General features: G+C 67.3%; 12 protein-coding genes. 9 read left to right on the top strand and 3 right to left on the bottom strand.

Annotated elements, in window-relative coordinates; translation table 11 throughout:
- Nucleotides 1-98: 98 nt before the first annotated feature.
- The 7 genes from VFE28_16810 (at nt 99) to VFE28_16780 (ending at nt 5804) form a co-directional block, all read left to right on the top strand.
- Entirely contained in the window at nt 99-1706 is a 1608-nt protein-coding gene (locus tag VFE28_16810; GenBank protein HZM17658.1) for a PAS domain S-box protein, read from the top strand.
- On the top strand, nt 1684-2370 hold the full coding sequence (locus VFE28_16805; protein HZM17657.1) for a response regulator transcription factor: 687 nt from the start codon (nt 1684-1686) through the stop codon (nt 2368-2370). The genes VFE28_16810 and VFE28_16805 overlap by 23 nt, the downstream gene beginning before the upstream one ends.
- A 522-nt stretch (nt 2371-2892) precedes the next feature.
- Nucleotides 2893-3687, top strand: a complete 795-nt coding sequence (locus tag VFE28_16800) for a thymidylate synthase (GenBank protein ID HZM17656.1) — start codon at nt 2893-2895, stop codon at nt 3685-3687.
- Nucleotides 3688-3690: 3 nt separating this feature from the next.
- The gene (locus VFE28_16795; protein ID HZM17655.1) at nt 3691-4188 is read left to right on the top strand and encodes a dihydrofolate reductase; all 498 of its coding nucleotides are present in this window, start codon (nt 3691-3693) and stop codon (nt 4186-4188) included.
- 41 nt (nt 4189-4229) lie between these two features.
- The gene (locus VFE28_16790; protein ID HZM17654.1) at nt 4230-4640 is read left to right on the top strand and encodes a MerR family transcriptional regulator; all 411 of its coding nucleotides are present in this window, start codon (nt 4230-4232) and stop codon (nt 4638-4640) included.
- 31 nt (nt 4641-4671) lie between these two features.
- Entirely contained in the window at nt 4672-4995 is a 324-nt protein-coding gene (gene erpA, locus VFE28_16785; GenBank protein HZM17653.1) for an iron-sulfur cluster insertion protein ErpA, read from the top strand.
- A 53-nt stretch (nt 4996-5048) separates the two neighbouring features.
- A complete protein-coding gene (locus tag VFE28_16780) occupies nt 5049-5804 on the top strand; it encodes a nucleoside phosphorylase (protein HZM17652.1) in 756 nt (251 codons plus the stop codon).
- On the opposite strand, the gene VFE28_16775 is transcribed toward VFE28_16780, so the two are convergent.
- The 3 genes from VFE28_16775 to VFE28_16765 all read right to left on the bottom strand — a co-directional run bounded on the left by VFE28_16775 (nt 5789) and on the right by VFE28_16765 (nt 14978).
- Nucleotides 5789-7054, bottom strand: coding sequence for a nucleotide sugar dehydrogenase (locus VFE28_16775; protein ID HZM17651.1), 1266 nt, complete (start codon nt 7052-7054; stop codon nt 5789-5791). The genes VFE28_16780 and VFE28_16775 overlap by 16 nt on opposite strands.
- A gap of 102 nt (nt 7055-7156) precedes the next feature.
- Complete coding sequence (locus VFE28_16770) at nt 7157-7387, bottom strand: DUF2905 domain-containing protein (GenBank protein HZM17650.1); 231 nt, start codon at nt 7385-7387, stop codon at nt 7157-7159.
- A 130-nt stretch (nt 7388-7517) separates the two neighbouring features.
- The gene (locus VFE28_16765) at nt 7518-14978 is read right to left on the bottom strand and encodes a S8 family serine peptidase (GenBank protein ID HZM17649.1); all 7461 of its coding nucleotides are present in this window, start codon (nt 14976-14978) and stop codon (nt 7518-7520) included.
- Between the two features lie 444 nt (nt 14979-15422).
- Between VFE28_16765 and VFE28_16760 the strand changes: the two genes are divergently transcribed.
- Together VFE28_16760 and VFE28_16755 are read left to right on the top strand one after the other, a co-directional pair.
- Nucleotides 15423-17555 carry a hypothetical protein gene (locus VFE28_16760; protein ID HZM17648.1) on the top strand — a complete coding sequence of 711 codons (2133 nt, stop codon included), beginning with the start codon at nt 15423-15425 and terminating at the stop codon, nt 17553-17555.
- A gap of 62 nt (nt 17556-17617) precedes the next feature.
- Nucleotides 17618-18148: a DUF4136 domain-containing protein gene (locus VFE28_16755; GenBank protein HZM17647.1), complete on the top strand. Its 531-nt coding sequence runs from the start codon at nt 17618-17620 to the stop codon at nt 18146-18148.
- The last annotated feature ends 207 nt before the right edge of the window (nt 18149-18355 follow it).

Below are 18355 nucleotides of genomic sequence, written 5' to 3'. Positions count from 1 at the left end.
ACAAGTGTTATGCTCTGGGAACTCCGCCACGCGACGACACCTAGGGGGGCTTGGCATTGGCCACCGGTCTCGCATGAATGCGAGTCGGGAAGGTCGAGATGTTCTGGTCACGAGGCGCCGGAGCGGAGGACAAGGTGACTGCCAAGCGGGAAACGCAGGACGACGTCGTGCAGCTCGTACCAACGATGAACTTGGACCTGCTACGTCTCCTGCACGACGTGACCCTCGCTGCCAGTGCGGCGGACTCCAACGAGGCCCTGCTGCGAGCGGTGGTGGAGCGCCTCTGCGCCTACACCGGCTGGCCCGTAGGCCACGCCTGGCGTCTGGACGGGACGACGCGCGATCTGATCCCGTTGGATGTTTGGCAACTCACCGATCCGTCGCGCTGTAGCGCTTTCGTCGCCGCGACCATGGGCACCCGCGGGCGGCCCGGCCTCAGCCTCGCGGGCCGTGTGGTCTCGGAGCAGCGACCGCTCTGGTGGTCGGAGCTGCAGGAGCGGCCCGAATTCCTACGGCGAGAGGCGGCGCGCGCTTCGGGTCTACACACCGGTTTTGCCTTCCCGCTCCGCGGTGCCAACGATATCGTGGCGGTGCTCGAGTGCTTCACCCACGAAGGGATGGAAGCGGAGGAGCCGTTTCTCGAGGCGATGGCCGTCATCGGCACGCAGCTCGGACAGGTGATCGAGCGCCGTCGGGCGGAGGAGATGTTCCGGAGTCTCCTCGAATCGGCACCGGACGCGATGGTCATGGTCGGACGAGACGGGCGCATCGTCATGGTCAACGCGCAAACGGAGCGCATGTTCGGTTATTCGCGAACGGAGTTGCTCGGGCAAGCGGTGGATTTCCTGGTGCCGGAAGAGAAACGCGGGCTGCACACAGAACATCGACAGAGCTTCGAGGCCGATCCGCGCTTCCGGCCGATGGGGGCAGGGCTCAACCTCTACGCCCGCCGGCGGGACGGCAGCGAGTTCCCCGCCGAGATCAGCTTGAGTCCCTTGCAGATGGAGAACGGCCTGGTGGTGACGGCGGCGATCCGCGATATCTCGCGGCGCAAACAGCTGGAACGCCAGCTTTCCGAGTCGGTCTGGCGCGAAGAGCAGAAGTTGGGACAGGAATTGCACGATGGTCTGGGCGGCGAGCTGACCGGATTGTCGCTCCTGGCCAAGAGCTTGGAGTCGAAGCTCGCGGCGCAGGGTTCGGCGTTGACGAGCGAGGCCGCGTTCATCACCGCCGGCGCCAAACAAGTGCTGGAGCAGGTGCGCCGGATCGCCAAGGGTCTCTTCCCCGTGGAGGTGCAGACGAACGGTCTCACCGCGGCGTTGGCGGACCTCGCGAGCGCCACCAGCCGCCTCGGCCTCCTCTGTAGCTTCGATTGCCCGAAAGCGGTGCCCATCCACGACAGCATCTTCGCCACGCACCTGTATCGCATCGCCCAGGAGGCGATCAACAACGCGCTTCGTCACGGCCAGGCGCGGCACGTGCGCCTCGCACTACGCGCCGACACGGAGCAGATCGTCTTGGAGGTCGCCGACGACGGTCGCGGCTTCCCTCCTGCGCCCGGCGCCGGTGGCCTCGGCTTGCACACCATGCGCCAACGGGCCGGTCTCATCGGTGGCAGCTTGGAAATCCATGGTGGGGACGGCGGCGGTACCGTCGTCCGTTGCAGCGTGAAGGGAGTGAGCGGTGACCGTCCGAGGACGTCTTGAACCCAACGGGCGACGCTGGAAGGTGCTCATCGTCGACGACCATCCCATCGTCCGGCGCGGAATCGCCCAGCTCATCGGTGGGGAGGAAGATTTCATCGTGCACGCCGAGGCGGCCACGGCGGCGGAAGCGATCGAGGTGCTCCGCACCAGTCGCCCGGACGTGGTGGTGGTGGACCTGACGCTGGCCGGGGGCGGGGGCGGCTTGGGTTTGATCAAGGACATGCGCCATTGGGTCGCGGACCTGCCCATCCTGGTGCTGTCGATGCACGACGAATCCCTGCACGCCGAGCGGGCGCTGCGCGCCGGCGCCATGGGGTACGTCATGAAGCACGAAGCCACCGAGCGCATCGTCGAGGCCATCCGGCAGGTGCTCCGTGGGGAGATCTACCTGAGCACCCGCATGAAGGAGCGGCTCCTGCATCGGCTGGTGGGGGAGAACGGTACGGTGCAAACCACGTCCCCCCTCGAGGTGCTGACCGATCGCGAGATGGAGGTCTTCCAGCTGGTGGGGCGGGGGCTGTCGACCCGCGAAGTGGCGGAGCAGCTCTGTCTCAGCGTCAAGACCATCGAGACCCACTTGGATCACATCAAGACCAAGCTGGGCTTGGAATCGGGGCGCGAGCTGGTGCGCTTCTCGGCGACCTGGTTCATGGAGCCGATCTGAAGGCCGTCGGCGTGGCCCACCTGCGGGCGCGCCCTCGCTGAGGTCCGCTTCAGTGCGTTCCGGCGCTCCGCTCGAGGCCCGCGACGGGGGCCGACTTCCGCGGCTTTCCTCCTCCCCCCTGACCGTGGGATCAGGTGCTTCCTGATCACATCTTGAGGATCTCTCCGAGGCGAGAAACGGCAGAACGCCCGACTCCATAGAAACTCGCGCACAGCTACGATGCTCCCCGTCAGCAGCAGTCGAGGGGGGAGAAAAGAGAGCTGTGCGAGGTCAGACCGCCTTCCCCACGCACCCCTGACCTCGCGGCTCCGCACCGCGATCCTGCGCTCTCCGCGGTGCAGCGACGAATGGGGCCGGCCGGCACAACCACTAGGTAGACTCCGGCGCCGGCCCCATTCGGGCCCCGTGAAGGATCCGCTCCCCATTCCCCATCACATCCCACCGGCTTGACGCTGCCTCCGACGGCTGCCACACTCCAGCCCGGAGCGTCGCTGCAACCCTTTGCAATCAGAGAGGCTGCACGTGGGGCCGTACCTCGAGCTGCTGCGCCGTGTGCGCCACGAAGGCATCCCCAAACAGGACCGCACTGGGGTGGGGACAACCAGTCTCTTCGGCTGGCAACTGCGCTTCGACCTGGAGCGGGGCTTCCCGGCGGTGACGACGAAGAAGCTGCACTTCCGCTCCATCATCCACGAGCTCCTCTGGTTCCTACGCGGCGAGACCAACGTGCGCGCGCTGCAGGCAGAGGGCGTACGCATCTGGGACGAGTGGGCGAGAGCGGACGGCGACCTCGGGCCGATCTACGGAGCGCAGTGGCGGTCGTGGCGGACGCTGGACGGCGGCAAGGTAGACCAGCTGGCGCAGGTCCTCTCGCGGCTGCGGACGGATCCGGATTCACGCCGGCACCTGGTGAGTGCCTGGAACGTCGGTGATCTCGAGCGCATGGCGCTGCCGCCCTGTCACGTGCTCTTCCAGTTCTACGTCGCCGATGGGCGCCTCTCCTGCCAGCTCTACCAGCGCAGCGCCGACGTCTTCCTCGGCCTCCCCTTCAACATCGCTTCCTATGCGTTGCTCACCTCCATGGTGGCCCAGGTGACCGGCTACCGCCCGGGGGAGTTCATCCACACCCTGGGCGACGTGCACCTGTACAAGAGCCACGTGGAGCAGGCAGACCTGCAGCTGTCGCGGACCCCTTTCCCGGCCCCGAAGCTGTGGCTCAACCCGGCGGTGCGGGAGATCGACGCTTTCCGCTTCGAAGACATCGAGATCCGCGACTACCACTGCCACGAGGCGATCAAAGCCCCCATCGCGGTGTGAAGCATGCGCCTCGCCCTCATCGTCGCCATGACGCCGGACCGGGTCATCGGCCGCGACGGCACCTTGCCTTGGCGGCTGCCGGCGGACTTGCGCCGCTTCAAGCGTCTCACGCTCGGGCACGCGGTGATCATGGGGCGGCGCACTTTCGCCTCCATCGGCAAGCCCCTCGTCGGGCGCGACAACATCGTCCTCACCCGGCAGCGCGATTTCGCCGCTCCGGGTTGCCGGGTGGCGCACAGCGCCGAGGAGGCGCTGGAGCTGGCGCGGACTGCCGCGGCCATCTTCGTCATCGGCGGCGCCGAGGTGTACGCGGCGTTCCTGCCCCAGGCCGAGCGCATCTACCTCACCCTCGTGCAGGCGCCATTGCCCGGGGATACCCACTTCCCGGCGCTCGTCCCGGAGGAATGGCGTGAGGTGGAGCGCAGCGAACAGCCGGCGGATGCCGAGAATCCCCACGCTTGCACCTTCCTCGTTCTGGAGCGGCAGGCGCCTGGAAGTTGACAGTGGACGTTGTCAGGTCGTAGCTTGGGAGCATGGAAACGGTGGCGCCCTTTCGGATTGCCGAGGCCTCGAGACGGGCGGGCCTGCACCCGCGCACCCTCATGCTCTACGAGCGCCTGGGCCTGCTCGTACCCCAGCGGCGCGGCCAGCAGCGGCGCTACACCGAGGACGACCTGCGCTGGTTGGGGTGCATCCGGGAGATCAATCACGAGGGCGGCGTCAGCCTGGCGGGGATTCGGGCCTTCATGAACTACCTGCCCTGTTGGGCCCTGCGGGGTTGCGCCCGGCGCACGCGGCTCGACGTGAGCCCGGGCAAGTTCGACTGCGCCCGGGCTGCCGCGGCGGTGGAGCGCTTGTTCGACGGCCAGGCCCCGGAAGCATGCAAGGACTGCGGCCACTACCAGCCGGTCGAGGCCCCGGGAGCGCGACGGCTGGCGGTCGAGGGTCACTGAAGAGCAAGGGACGCGAAGGAGACGGAGAACCATGATCACCCTCACGGAACGAGCGGTCGGCCGCATCAAGAACATCCTGCAGAGCGAGCCCGAGGCGCAGGGGAAAGCGCTGCGGCTCTTCGTGCAGGGCGGCGGCTGCGCCGGCTTCCAGTACACCTTCGGCTTCGACGACAAACACGATGAGGATGCGGTGGTGGCGCAGGACGACGTCGAGGTCATCATCGATCCGATGAGCGCGGTGTATCTCGCGGGCCTGCAGGTCGACTACACCGAGAGCCTCACCGGCGCGGGCTTCCGCTTCTCCAACCCCAACGCCACGGGCAGCTGCGGCTGCGGCAAGTCTTTCTCCGTGTGACGCCGCCCCGGCGACGTTGACCCGTCGCCGGGCTCGGGCACACTGGGCGCCCTATGCCTGAGGATCCCCGCTATCACATCCGCGTGCAGCCCGGCGAGGTCGGGGGCTACGTGCTCCTGCCCGGCGACCGGGAGCGCGTGGACCGCATCGCCCGCCACCTGAAAGAGCCGCGCCGGGTGGCGGAGAACCGCGAGTACCGCACGGTGACCGGGACGCTGGATGGCACGCCGGTGTCGGTGATGTCGTCCGGCATGGGCGGCCCTGCGGTCGCCATCGCGGTGGAAGAGCTGCGCAGCGCCGGCGTCCACACCATCCTCCGCGTCGGCACCACCGGCGCCGTCGGTCCTGGGCCGCGGCGCGGCGACGCCATCATCGCCACCGCCGCGCTACGCAGCGAAGGTGCTTCGCACGCCTACATCGAAGCCGGATATCCCGCCGTCGCCGATTTCGACGTCGTCCAGGCCTTGCGCCAAGCGGCGGCGGCGAGCGGCCAGCGCACCCATCTCGGCTTGGTCGAATCTTCCGACGCCTACTATGCCGGGCGCTGGAAGGGCGAAGCGGCGGCGGAGCGGGGCGCGCTGCTGCAACGTGCCGGCGTGCTCTCGGTGGAGATGGAAGCGGCGACGCTCTTCGTCGTCGGGCGCCTGTGCGGCATCCGCACCGGCTGCATCCTCGCTCTCCGCGAGGAGTACGGCGCCCAAGGCGAGAGGCTGCAAGGAGGCCCGGAGTTCGAGGCCGGCCTCGACCGGGTCATCCAGATCGCGGTGGACGCCGTGCGCCGGCTCATCGAAGCTCAGAGAGAATCGTAATTCCCCGGTAACCCGCCCTTGATGTCGATGACGACAGCGGCGGTATCGAGCGCCAGGTCCCGGAACTCGTGGTGCGGCGCGGCGACGACCACGCCCTGCACGGCCCGGGCGGCGAGGCGCGCCTTGGCTTCCGCCAGGCTCACCGGCTCGACTCCGAAGCGCTGGCGGATGCGCGCGTCGGCGAGCCAGGGATCGCAGCCGAGAACCTTGTAGCCGTAGGTCTCGAGCTCGCGGATGAGATGCCGGGCGCGGCTGTTGCGATCGTCGGAGCAGTTCTCCTTGAAGGTGAGGCCGAGGACGAGAACGGTGGCATGAGCGGAAGCCACGCCCTTCTTGTTCAGCTCGCGCACCAAGCGTGCCACCACGTAACGGTGCATGTTGTCGTTCAGACGCCGGCCGGCGAGGATGATTTCCGGGTGGTAGCCGAGCTCTTGCGCCTTGTGCGTCAAGTAGTAGGGATCGACGCCGATGCAGTGCCCGCCCACGAGACCCGGCGTGTACTTGTGGAAGTTCCACTTGGTGCCGGCGGCCTCGACGACGTCGCGGGTGCGGATGCCCATGCGCTCGAAGATCATGGCGAGCTCGTTGACCAGGGCGATGTTCAGGTCGCGCTGCACGTTCTCGATGACCTTCGCCGCTTCGGCGGTGCGGATGTTCGGCGCCCGGTGCACGCCGGCGCGGACGATACCGGAGTAGAGGGCGGCGACGCGCTCCGTGGTCGGCCCGTCGCAGCCGGAGACGATTTTGACGATGTTCGGGATGGTGTGATCCCGGTCGCCCGGGTTGACCCGCTCCGGGCTGTAGCCGATGGCGAAGTCCCCCGGGCAGCGCCGCCCGGACTCCCGCTCCAGGATGCGCAGGCAGATGTCCTCGGTGACGCCGGGGTAGACGGTGGATTCGTAGATCACCGTGCTGCCCGGGCCGAGATGCTTCCCCACCATGCTGCTCGCTTCGCAGACGAGCGTCAGGTCGGGATTGTTGTGCGCGTCGATGGGCGTGGGCACGCAGACGATGACGAACTCCGCTTCCCGGATCTGCGCCGGGTCGGAGGTGTAGACAATGGAAACGGACTGCAAGGTGGCGGGTTCCACCTCGCGCATGCGGTCGTGGCCGCGCTGCAGCTCGTCGATCTTCGCCTTGTCGATGTCCAGGCCGATGACGCGGTGCAACCGGGCGAACTCGACGGCGAGCGGCAGGCCCACGTAGCCGAGCCCGACGACGCAGACGGTGCGGCCCTGCAGGGATTCCATCGGCGCTTCCTCCTGTTCCCACCGCGGCCGCAGAGGTTCGAGCGCGGGCGCGCCGGCGGAAGGCATGAAACCGGGCCATTATAGCCAGGTTGGGCGGCGGCTCTAGGGCTTTCTCCGCCAGAGCCAGAAGAGGAGAGAGAGCCCGAGGCTCACCAGGAGCGAGGTGGCGAGGGGGAGGAAGAAGGTGAAGTGGTCGCGCTTGATGACGATGTCGCCGGGGAGACGCCCGAGCCGGAACGGCAGCTTGGAGCCGAGGGAGAGCAGGACGCCGAGCGCCGCGAGGAGGAGGCCCACGACGAGGAGCAGCCTGCCGATTTCCCGCTGTGGGTCCATGCTCACCGCGCGCCTCCGTCCCAATGACTCGCCGGCTGGATGATAGCGAAGACGAAGCCCCGGGAGTTCGCACCCCCGGGGCTTCGAGTGTCGGCGCGGGCGCCGCCGTAGCGGCGTCCCGGCGCTCAGGCTAACGCAGGACGGTGAGGCGGACCTTGAGGTCCTTGGCACCTGCCTGGGTGTGGACGAAGTAGACGCCGGAGCTCACCCGCACACCGGCGCGGTTGGTGGCGTCCCAGTCGACGACGTGACGCCCTGCCGGGTACGGCCGCGAGGTGACGAGGTCGCGCACCAGCGCGCCGCGCACGTCGTAGATCCGCACCGAGACGGGGCCGTCCTGCGGCAGCGCCAGCTCCAGGCTGGCCTTGCCGTTTGTCACCGGGTTCGCACCGATGGGACGCACGGAGTACTCCGTGGGCAGCGCCAGCGGCCCGGTGTCCGTCGGCGTGTCGGTGATGGTGAACTGCGGCGAGATCCACGAGCCCATGACGCCCTTGTCGTCCATGGCGACGAGCTCGAGCAAGCCGGCCGTGGTCAGTTCGTCGGGAACCACCCAGTCGTACTGGAGCGAGTGCACATTGCCCGCCACGAGGCTCCAGCTCTCGCCGGCGTCGCTGGAGAACCAGAGCTCGTAGTAGTCGGGGGTGTAGCCCTCGGGGGCCTCCCAGTCGAGCTGCACGACCGCCGCCACACGGTAGGTCGGCGTCAGGTCCTTCGTCCCTTCGCCACCTCCCGCCACGGTGGTGACCCGCGGCTTGAGAACGCGGATTTCGTCGATGGCGGCGAACCAGGTGATGTCCGCCATCTCGCCGATGACCTCCACCGGAACGGCGTTCCCCGTGGGCAGGAGCGACGACAGCTGCAGGCGATCGAACTTGTACTGCACCTCCAGCAGGCCGTCATTGTCCGGGTCGCCATACGACGACGCCGAGTTCGGCGCCACGGGCACGGTCCGCTGCAGCAGCACCGACGGTCTCAGGATGGTGTGCGGGTCGTAGCTGCCGCCCGGCTCGATCCATCCCGACACCCAGGTGCCGTTGGAGCTGCGGTTCAGGCTGCCCGGATCGAGATCGAACGCCACCTGCACGACCCCGACGTGCATCGAGGCGGGAACCTCGAGGGTCGGGTTCGTGAGGTCGTTGCTCGCGATCCGGACGCCGCCGGAGTAGTCGCCGTCCGCCAGACCGGTGGCGTTGAAGGTCACCGCCAGGTCGGCATGACCGCCGACGGGCACGGTGCCGCTCGTGGGTGCCACGGTCAACCAGCCCGGGGCGTTGGAGAAGCGGATCCGCAGGTTGTTCTTCACGTAAGCAGCGTTGAAGACGACCTGCAAGCCGATGTCCTTGGTCCCGTTCTGGATGCCGATGGTCGCCTCGTTGAGGCGGGTGCCCTGCATGTTCAGGTACTGGAAGTCGATCGTCCCGCTCGGGTAGATCAGGATCTGGAACGTGTACGGCCCGCCGGAGGTGAGGCGCGGTACGTTCACGTACGAGATGATGAACTTCTGTCCATCGTAGTGATAGTAGACATCGCCCGCGGCGCTGAAGGTGAGATCGTCCCAGAAGGCCGCGAGCGCGTTCTCTGGCACGCTGCTCCCCGCATTGGGGAGCGTCGTGTTGCTGAACGTGGTCACCGTGCTGGTGAACGAGATCCAGCCGTTCGTGCACGCACGGAAGGAGTTGAAGGTGTTCCCGTAGAAGGTGACCGGGAAGGGCAGCGGGAACGGACCTTGGTTCTGGTCGTCGCCGGTGAACGGGATCTGCGTGCCGACGCCGGTGATGTCCACCCAGTCGAAGGGTGGGCACTGCGTCGGATCGTCGCTGTCCGCCCAGCGATAACCAGCGGCGTCGGGTCCGCCGGAAGCCTCCGGCGCCACGCCGGGCAGGCCCGGCTGGTCCTTTCCGGTCTCGGCGGAGGGCGTCATGTCCAGCGCCGCCGGGAGCAGGCTCAAGGCCTGGGCGTTCCAGTTCAGGTCGCTGCCGCCGGTGTTGTAGAGGCGCAGCGTCTTGGTCTTCTGGATCGCCGTGGGCCCGAGTGTCGTGGCCGTCGCCGCGTGCAGGCTGGTCGGATCGACCGAGGCCTCGGGCGGAATGATCCCGATGCCGGTGAGCGGCACGTGGAGCTGGGCCTCGTCGGGGTCGTTCGAGGCGAGCACCAGTTCGCCGCTGCAGGGGTTGCACTCCCCGGTCGGTGCGAAGCGCACCGTGAGGTTCGCCACCCCGTGGTTGCCGAGCACCAGCGGGAAGGTGGCGCCCACCAGGCCGTACACCGGGTTGGTGAACGAGGCGCCGCTCACGGTGAGCACGTCGCTGCCCTCGTTGCGCACCTGCAGCACCAAATCGCGGTACTGGCTCACGTACAGCCAGCTGAAGTCGAGGCTCGCCGGCACGACGCCGATGTCCGTGGTGCCGGTGGCCGTCAACACGGCCGGCACGTTGACGACGCCTTCATCCGGATCGTTGCTGGTGATGCGCACCGAGCCGTTGTAGACGCCGCCGAAGAGACCGGCCGAGCTCAGCGCCACCTGGAGATCCAGGCTGCCGCCGGCCGGCACTGTGCCCGAGGATGGACTCACGACCATCCAGTCGGGGATGGTGCGGAGCTCGATGGCCAGGTTGTTGTGCACGTAATTGGCGTTGTGCACCACGGTGAGGCCGTCGTTCCGCGCCCCGTTCTGGATGCCGATGGTGGCCTCGTTGAGCCGGGTGCCCTGCATTTCCAAGTACTGGTACACGATGCGCCCGGAGGGATACAGGATCACCTCGAAGGTGTAGGGACCGCCCGAGCCGAGCCGCGGCACCCCGACGTACGCCAGGATGAAACGGGTGCCGTCGCGGTAGCTGTAGGCCCTGCCCGAGGAGAGAGTGAGGTCGTCCCAGAACGCCGCCAGCATGTTCTCCGGCGCCCCGCTGTTGGGGAGCGGGTCGTTGGTGAAGTCGGTGGTGGTGTTGGTGAAGGACAACCAGCCGTTGCTGCAGACGTTCACGCTGTTGAACGTGCCGCCGTAGTACGGGAAGTCGAAGCCGAGCAGGATGCCCGTCTGCGTCTCGTCGTCGCTCGCCAGAACAAGCGGCGTGCCGATCCCTGAGATGTCCACCCAGTCGAAGATCGGCCCGCTGGGTTCGTCACTGTCCCTCCAGGTGTAGCCGAACAAGTCGGGTCCACCGGAGCCCAGGATGCCCTGGCGCGGGTCGACGTCGCCCTTGCCGAGCGGCAGGTCCTCGTAGACGGTCACCTCGCTCGCGGTGAGGAGGGTGCCGGCCACGAAGTTGAGCTCGCTGCCACCAGTGTTCGACACCGTCAAGGTCCGACTGTCGCTCCCGGGGATCGGCAGCGTTGCCGCCAGCGACGTCGGCGCCACGCCCACGTCCGGCGGGATCAGACCGTTCCCTGCCAGGGGAACGACGGTGTTCGGCGAGTCCGGGTCGTCGCTCGCGATGGTCAGTGTCGCCGGCACCGCTCCCGGGCCGGGCGGGCTGAAGCTCACGAAGACGACGGCACTGCCGAGCGGCGGGATGGTGAAGGCCGTCTGGTCGACACCGTAAGCCGGATGGCTGGGGACGATGTTGGTGACGGTGAGGTCGTCGGTGCCGACGTTCAACACCGTCAGCTGGCGGAGCGCCGGGAAGCCGACGAAGATGTCGCCGAAATCGATGGAGGTCGGCGTCGTGGCCAAGTCCGGCACACCCGTCACGTGCAGCGTGGCCGGTACGTCCCGTTGCGGCAGGATCGGATCGTTGCCGGAGAGTCGCACGGCGCCGTGGTAGTCGCCGCCGAAGAGTCCGGCGGCGTTGAAACCGACGGTGAGATCCACGAAACCGCCAGGGGGCACGCTGCCCGACGGGGGAGTCACGGTCAGGAAGCGAGCCGGCGGCCGGAAGCGGATCGCCAGGCCGTCATGGATGTACGCCGCGTTGTTGAAGACCACCTGCAAGCCGTCGGTCTTGGCTGCGTTCTGCATCCCGATCGTGTGGCTGTTCCGCGTCGTCGCCGTGATCGAGAGGTACTGGTACACGATCTGACCGGTCGGATAGAGGATGATCTCGAAGGTGTTGGGGTGCGTCGAGTCGCCGAAACGCGGCACTTCCTGGTACTGGATGATCAGGCGGGTGCCGTCGTTGTAGTAGTAAGCCCGGCGCACGGTGAGGAAGTTCATGTCGTCCCAGAACACCGCCAAGAGGTTCTCGGGAACGCCGCTCCCGGTGTTCGGCAGCGTCGTGTTGCTGAGAGCCGAGAGGGTGCTGGTGAACGACACGAAGCCGTTGGTGGAGATCCGGAAATTGCTGAAGTTGGTCCCGTAGAACGGGAAGTTGAACCCGATGGGATAGGGCCCGGTGTTCACGTCATCCCCGGTCATCGGGATGTTGGTGCCCACGGCACGGATGTCCACCCAGCTGAAGGTGGGCCCGCCGGGCACGTCGCTGTCCTGGTAGGTGTAGCCGAAGACGTCGGGCCCGCCGGACTGTTCGGCCTGGGGCCCCGAGAGCACGTCTTGCATGCCCTTGTCGATGAAGACGTTGTCCGCGTCGCCCTGGACGTCCACGGTGCCCGAAGCGGCGAAGGTGAGGGCCTGGGCGGTGAAGACGTAGTTGCTGCCACCGCTGTTCGTCACCCGCAGGTTCTGCGTCGTGGCCGTGTTGGTGAGCAGGGACACGTCGAAGGACTCGGGGTTGACGCTGAAGCTCGGCGCCGGCACGGCGTCGCCGGTCACCGCCACCGTGGTGGTCGGCGAGTCCGGGTCGTTGCTGGCGATGGAGAGCGTCGCGTTCGTCGCCCGCACCGAGGTCGGATGGTAGGTGACGGTGACGAGCTGCGCTGACCGCGGCGGCAAGGTGAACGACGAGGGCGCCGTGGTGACGAAAGCATCGTCGCTCGTGATGCCGGTGATGACCAGGTCATCGGTGCCCGGATTCGAGACGGTGAGGTTCTGCGTCGGCGAAGCACCGACGAACACCGTGCCGAAGGCGAGGGACGCCGGGGTGACGCCGATGTCCGGGGCGCCGATCACGTGCAACGAGGCGGTGAGAGCGACGTCGCTCTCGTCGGGATCGTTGCTCTGCACGTGGATCGAGCCGCTGTAGTTGCCGCCCAGGAGTCCCGAGGCGTCGAAGTGCACCTGCACCAGCTGGCTCTGACCGGCGTGGATGCGGCCGCTCGTCGGGCTCACGGTCAGCCACTGCGGCACCTGAGCGAAACGCACCGCCAGGCCGTTCACCACGTAGTCGGTGTTGTACGCGGTGGTGAGGCCGATGCTCTTGGCGGCGTTCTGGATGCCGACCGTGGCACTGTTCGTCGGTGCTCCCATGGTCTGGTACTGCACCACGATCTCGCCCGTCGGATACAGGATGGCCTGGAAGGTGTAGGGGCCGCCGCTCTGGTAGTGCGGCGCGCCCACCCAGGAGACGATGAAGCGGATGCCGTCGAAGTAGGTGTAGACCCGCGGCGTCGTCCCGAAGTCCAGGTCGTCCCAGAAGGCGGCAAGCAGGTTGGCCGGCGCGCCAGAGTTCGGCAGTAGCTGGTTGTCGAAAGCGGTGCTGCCGTCGGTGAACGACAGGAAGCCGTTGGTGCAGACGCGCACCGAGTTGAAGGAGGTGCCGTAGAAGGGGAAGGACATGCCGAGCGGCAGCGCCGGCGAGATCGCGTCGTCGCCGGTGAGGGCGAGTTGCGTGCCCACGCCGGTGATGTCCACCCAGGAAAAGGCCGGGCCGCCGGGCTCGTTGCTGTCCATCCAGCGGTAGCCGGCAGCGTCCGGGCCGCCCTGGGAGTCGGTGACGGGGGCGCCGATGCGCCAGTCGTCCTCGCCCTTGGCGAGCGGCACGTAGGGGAAGATCACCGGGGTGGAAAACGCCAGCACCGGTGTCGGGATGGTGAAGTCGAGGGTCCCGGCGCCATCGTTGGTGAGCGTCAGCACCTGGGTGTCGGTGCCGCCGGTGAGCAGCTCCGCCATGAAGCTCGCCGGCGCCGCGGTGATGTCGGGGATGCCGAGAGTCGTCCCGGTGGCGACGTTCGACAGGGGCCCTGGGTTGCTGTACTCGTCGAGCGCCTTGAGGGCGAAGTAATAGGTGGTGCTGAAGTCGAGGCCGCCCACCTCGAAGGTTTCCGCCGACCCCGCGGTCTGCGGGTCCGGTCCCGTCACCGGCGTGGCCAAGCCGAAGTTGGCGTCGGTGATGGGCGAGGTGGAGTAACGGATGTCGTAGCTCGAGGCGCGGCCCGTGCCGCCGTCGTCACCCGTGGCGGTCCAGTGCAGCACCAGCGCGTTCGAGCTGGGATCGCTGGTGCTCAAGTTGGCGACCGCGCCGGGCGGGAGGGTGTCGGGGTCGGCGATGGTCATGAAGGCGTTGAGACGCCCGTTGGTGAGCACCCGTCCCTGCAGCGAGGCCTTCACGTCGACGCGATTCAGGATCAGGTCTTTCACCAGGAGATTCTGCATGCTCGGGAAGCGGCCCCAGGTCAGACCCACGACGCCGGAGACGTGCGGCGTCGCCATGGAAGTTCCCGAGAGCAAGCCGTAGCTGTTGCCCGGGAGCGTGGAGAGGATGTCGTCCCCCGGCGCCGCCAGGTCGACCGTGGTGGCGCCGTAGTTGGAGAAGGACGCCAGGTTGTCGTTGTGGTCCGAAGCGGCCACCGCAATGATGTAGGGGCTGTTGTATGCCGAGGGATAGTGCGGGCTCACGTCGGTGTTGGCGGAGGAGTTGCCCGCCGCGGCGACGAAGAGCTGGCCCGCCGCGCCGGCGGCGTTGATGGCGTCCAGGAGCGCCTGGCTGAAGCCGCCGCCGCCCCAGGAGTTGCTGGTCAAGCGCACGCCCACGGTGATGGCGTAGTTCACCCCGGCGATGGCGCCGTCCGTGGAGCCGCTGCCGCCGCTGCTCAGGAACTTGATGCCGACGATCTTGGCGTTCCAATTGACGCCGGTGACGCCGATGTTGTTGTTGCCCACCGCGGCGATGGTCCCGGAGCAGTGCGTGCCGTGGCCGTTGTCGTCGAAGGGATCGCCGTCGTTGTTGAAGAAGTCGTAGCCATGGACGTCATCGACGTAGCCGTTGTGGTCGTCGTCGATGCTGTTTCCCGGGATCTCCCCCGGGTTGGTCCAGACGTTGGCGGCGAGGTCGGGGTGGTTGTAGTCGACGCCGGTGTCGATGACGCCAATCATCGTATTGGGGTTGCCCGTGAAAACATCCCAGGCGTTGACGGCCTTGATGTCCGCGCCGGCGGTGCCGCCGGTCTGCCCGGTGTTGCGGAGGCCGTACATCTCCGGGAAACGCGGGTCGTTGGGTACGAGCTCCGCATGGATCTCGTAGTTGGGCTCGATGAACTCGACGTGCGGGTTGTTTCGATAGCGCTGGATGGCCTGGTCCACGGTCATGCCCTGAACCTTGAGATGCTCCACGCCGATACGGGAAAAGTCGTGGAGGGTCTGGGCGTGCAGGTTCGCCCGCACGAGGGCGCGCTCGCTGGCCGGAGCGGTGCGCTTGAACTTGATCAGGACTTCGTCGGGGATTTGTCGAGGTGGTGGTTGAGCAAGCGCGGAGGAAGCCAGCGTAGTCAGCGCGGCGAGGAGCCCCGCGGCGATGCGTAAGCGCGAGAAGGTCATGCGATACCTCCGATCAGTGGGCAGGCGGAGGCGGGCCGCCCACCCTGACAGGGGACGTCGATAGCGACGTTGCAACGGAGCGGAGGCGAAAGCGCACCTAGCGCGAGGTTGTGACACCTCCCGAGCGTGTGGGTCCATGTCGTAGCAGCATCGGCACTCTAGGGGAGCTGGCCGCGAGGAAGCAACATTTTCCGTTCATGAATGAAGATTCATGGTGGGCCCTCGGTGGTGGACCAGAAATCCGTTCAGCGGACGTGCGAGGTTCAGAGACTCGCGAGGTTCAGAGACTCGCGAGGTGCAGAGACTGCGCGTGGTGTAGGGACTCGTGCCGTGCTGGACTCTGCGGGGGGCCGCTGGGTGGTTCCACCCGGATCGAGGGGCCTGGCCGCACCTTTTGCGTTGCAGTAGTGTGTCCTCGGGATACAAACCGCGGGAGGAGGGTCCATGTCGATGACTGGGAGCCGACGCCTGGCGGTCGCTGTCCTCAGCGTTCTCAGTGTGGCCGCCCTGGTCCTCGGCCTCCTGGTCACTTTCGTGGCGCGCACGCTCTTCGATCCGGACGTCTTCGCCCGCCGGGTCGCTGCCAGCCTCGACGAACCCGGAGTGGCCCGGGTGGTGGCCTCCCATTTGACCGACGCACTCATATCGCAATATCGCGATCTCACTCCCTACCGTCCGATCCTGCTCGGGACGACGGAGTACGTGGTGTCCTCCAGCCCCTTCCGGGCGCTCGTGCGCCGGGCGGCACGGGAGGGTCACGCCAAGCTGGTCTCGGAGACGGGGGTGCAGATCTCCCTCACGGTCGCCGACGTCGGTGTCGTGCTCCGCAACGCTCTCGCCATGCACCCGCAGCTCATGGAGAAGGTGCCGCAGCGCGCCAGCGCCGCCATTGCCTCCCTCGGGGACCTGCCAGGCGGTAAAGCGCTGCAGGATTTGCTCAGCATCGCCCGTCGCATGCGACGCCGTGCCGTGTTGCTCCTCCTCCTCGGCCTGGGCTCGGGGGTCGCCGCAGTGGCCCTGTCGCGTCGCAAGGACGCGACGCTGTTGCGGCTGGGGCTGGGGCTGACGGTGACCGCCTACCTCCTGGCGGCGATCGCTTTTTGCGGCGGTGGCCTGGCGGCGCTCCTCATCCGCTCCGAGAGCACGGGAGGTCTCGTGCGCGGCCTCTGGGCGGCTTTCATCGGTCCCTTGACGTTGCGCGCGCTGATTCTCGGTAGCCTGGGCCTCGTCCTGGTCGCTGCGGTGACGTCGCTGCTGGAGAAAGCGGACTTGGGTGTGGCGCTTCGCTTCGTCAACCGCCTGGTCGCTGGACGGCCGCGGCACATCGCCTGGGGCGTCCTGCGCGGGCTCCTGCTCATCGCCGCGGGGCTCGCGGTCATGCTCCGCCCGCTGCAGGTGGTGCAAGTTCTCCTGGTGCCGGCCGGTTCGGTCCTCTTGTTCTTCGGAATCCAGGAACTTTTCGCGAGCGCTCTGCGCTCGATGCGGCGCTTGGAAGCGGCCCTCGGTGCGCCGGCCGAAAGGCAGGCGTCGCCTTGGCCGGGGGTCGTGGTGGTGGGGAGCCTGGTGGTGCTCCTGGCCGGAGCCGGCGCCCTGTGGCTGGTGCGCAATCAGGCGCCGGCGGCAGCGGCGGCAGCCGAGGAGGATAGCTGCAACGGAGATCCGAGACTCTGCGATCGGCACTTCGACCAGGTGACCTTCCCGACGTCGCACAACTCGATGTCGGGGGCCGACATCGCGGACTGGATGTTCCCGAACCAGGAGAAAGGTATTCGAACTCAGCTGGAGGACGGCATCCGCGGCTTCCTCATCGACGCGCACCACGGCGTTCGCGTGGGCGACAAGGTGAAGACCATGATCGAGGACGAATCGGCGGCGCAGCAGAAGTACGAGGAGGTCCTCGGCAAGCAGGGCGTGGACGCCGCCATGCGCATCCGCAACAACCTCCTGGGAGGCCAGGAAGGCGAGGAGTCGCTCTACATGTGCCACGGCTTCTGCGAACTGGGGGCGACGCGTCTTTCCGATGCCTTCGAGGAGATGCGCGACTTCCTGGTGGCCCATCCGCAGGAAGTGTTGGTGGTCGTCATCCAAGACGAGGGAGTGACACCCCAGGACATTGCGGCATGCTTCGAGACCAGCGGTCTCTTGCCCTTCGTCTTCCAAGGCAATCCGGCGCCGCCTTGGCCGACGTTGCGGGAGATGGCGGCGACGGATCAGCGCGTACTCGTGTGCATGGAGAACCAGAGCGAGGGTGTGCCGTGGATCCACCCAGCCTTCGGCACGTACCAGGAGACGCCGTACCGCTTCCTCACGCCGGACGAGTTCTCCTGCGCCCAGAACCGCGGCGGCCCCACGGCGCCGTTGTTCCAGATCAATCATTGGATCCAGACCGCGCCGGCGCCGAAGCCGAGCAACGCCGAGATCGTCAACGCCTACGACTTCCTGCTCAAGCGCGTGCGGCAATGCGAGAAAGAGCGCCGGAAGAAGGCCAATCTGGTGGCGGTGGATTTCTACCGCACCGGGGATCTGTTCCGCGTCGTGCGCACGCTCAACGGCCTCGATGAGGCTCCCAGGCCTTGACCCCGGTGGCCGTGGTCACTACTCTCGCGCGGCCTGTTCGGATGCGAATCCGGAGGAGCCTCTTGAAGACGAGCTTCGGCAAACAGTGCGCGGCGCTGGCGCTGGTCCTTCTCGCGGGCTGCGCCGGGCGTAAGGTCGACGTGATCACCAACGTCGATCCGGCCTTCGATTTTTCCAAGGCACGCACGTATCGCTGGTTGAACACGCCCGCGGCCACCATCTTTCAGAACCTCTTCACGGCGGCGAACGTGTCGGTGGACGAGCTGGACGCGCGCATCAAAGCGGCGGCCGACGCCGAGCTGGCGGAGAAGGGCTTTCAGAAGAGCGAGGAAGCCGCACTCATCCTCACCTATGGGGTCGCCGCAAGCGAGCGCATGCTGAGCAACCCGACCCCGAGCACCACCGACTGGAATCCGACGCAGGATCCGAAAAAATACGGCTCCGTCGTCCTGGCCCTGGATTTCCTCGACCCGGCCACGAACACCCGGATCTGGAGGGGCGCCGCCATGACCGACATGATGAGCGGCGAAGGGCGTGAGCGAGTCCAGGGCGTCATCGTGCAGATCCTGCAAGAGTTCCCGCCCAAGAAGTAGGACGAGCGAGAGGTCGCCCCTGCTGCCCCACTGCTGTCTCCAGCGTGCCGATGCTTCACTTTCGCCTCGTCAGTCTCCTTTCGTTTTGGTACCACACGGCGAGCTCGCCACGACCGAGGCGCCAGACGACGTCAAGGGGGGCTTTGCCTCGGCAACTGGCCAGACCACCGTGCTCGCCCTGGCGGTGATGAAAGGCGCAAAGAAGGA

This window comes from Candidatus Krumholzibacteriia bacterium (genome assembly GCA_035649275.1).
In the GTDB taxonomy this organism is placed as follows: Bacteria; Krumholzibacteriota; Krumholzibacteriia.
The sequence above is the reverse complement of the archived record's forward strand: the minus strand, read 5'-3'. Positions and strand labels throughout refer to the sequence as shown.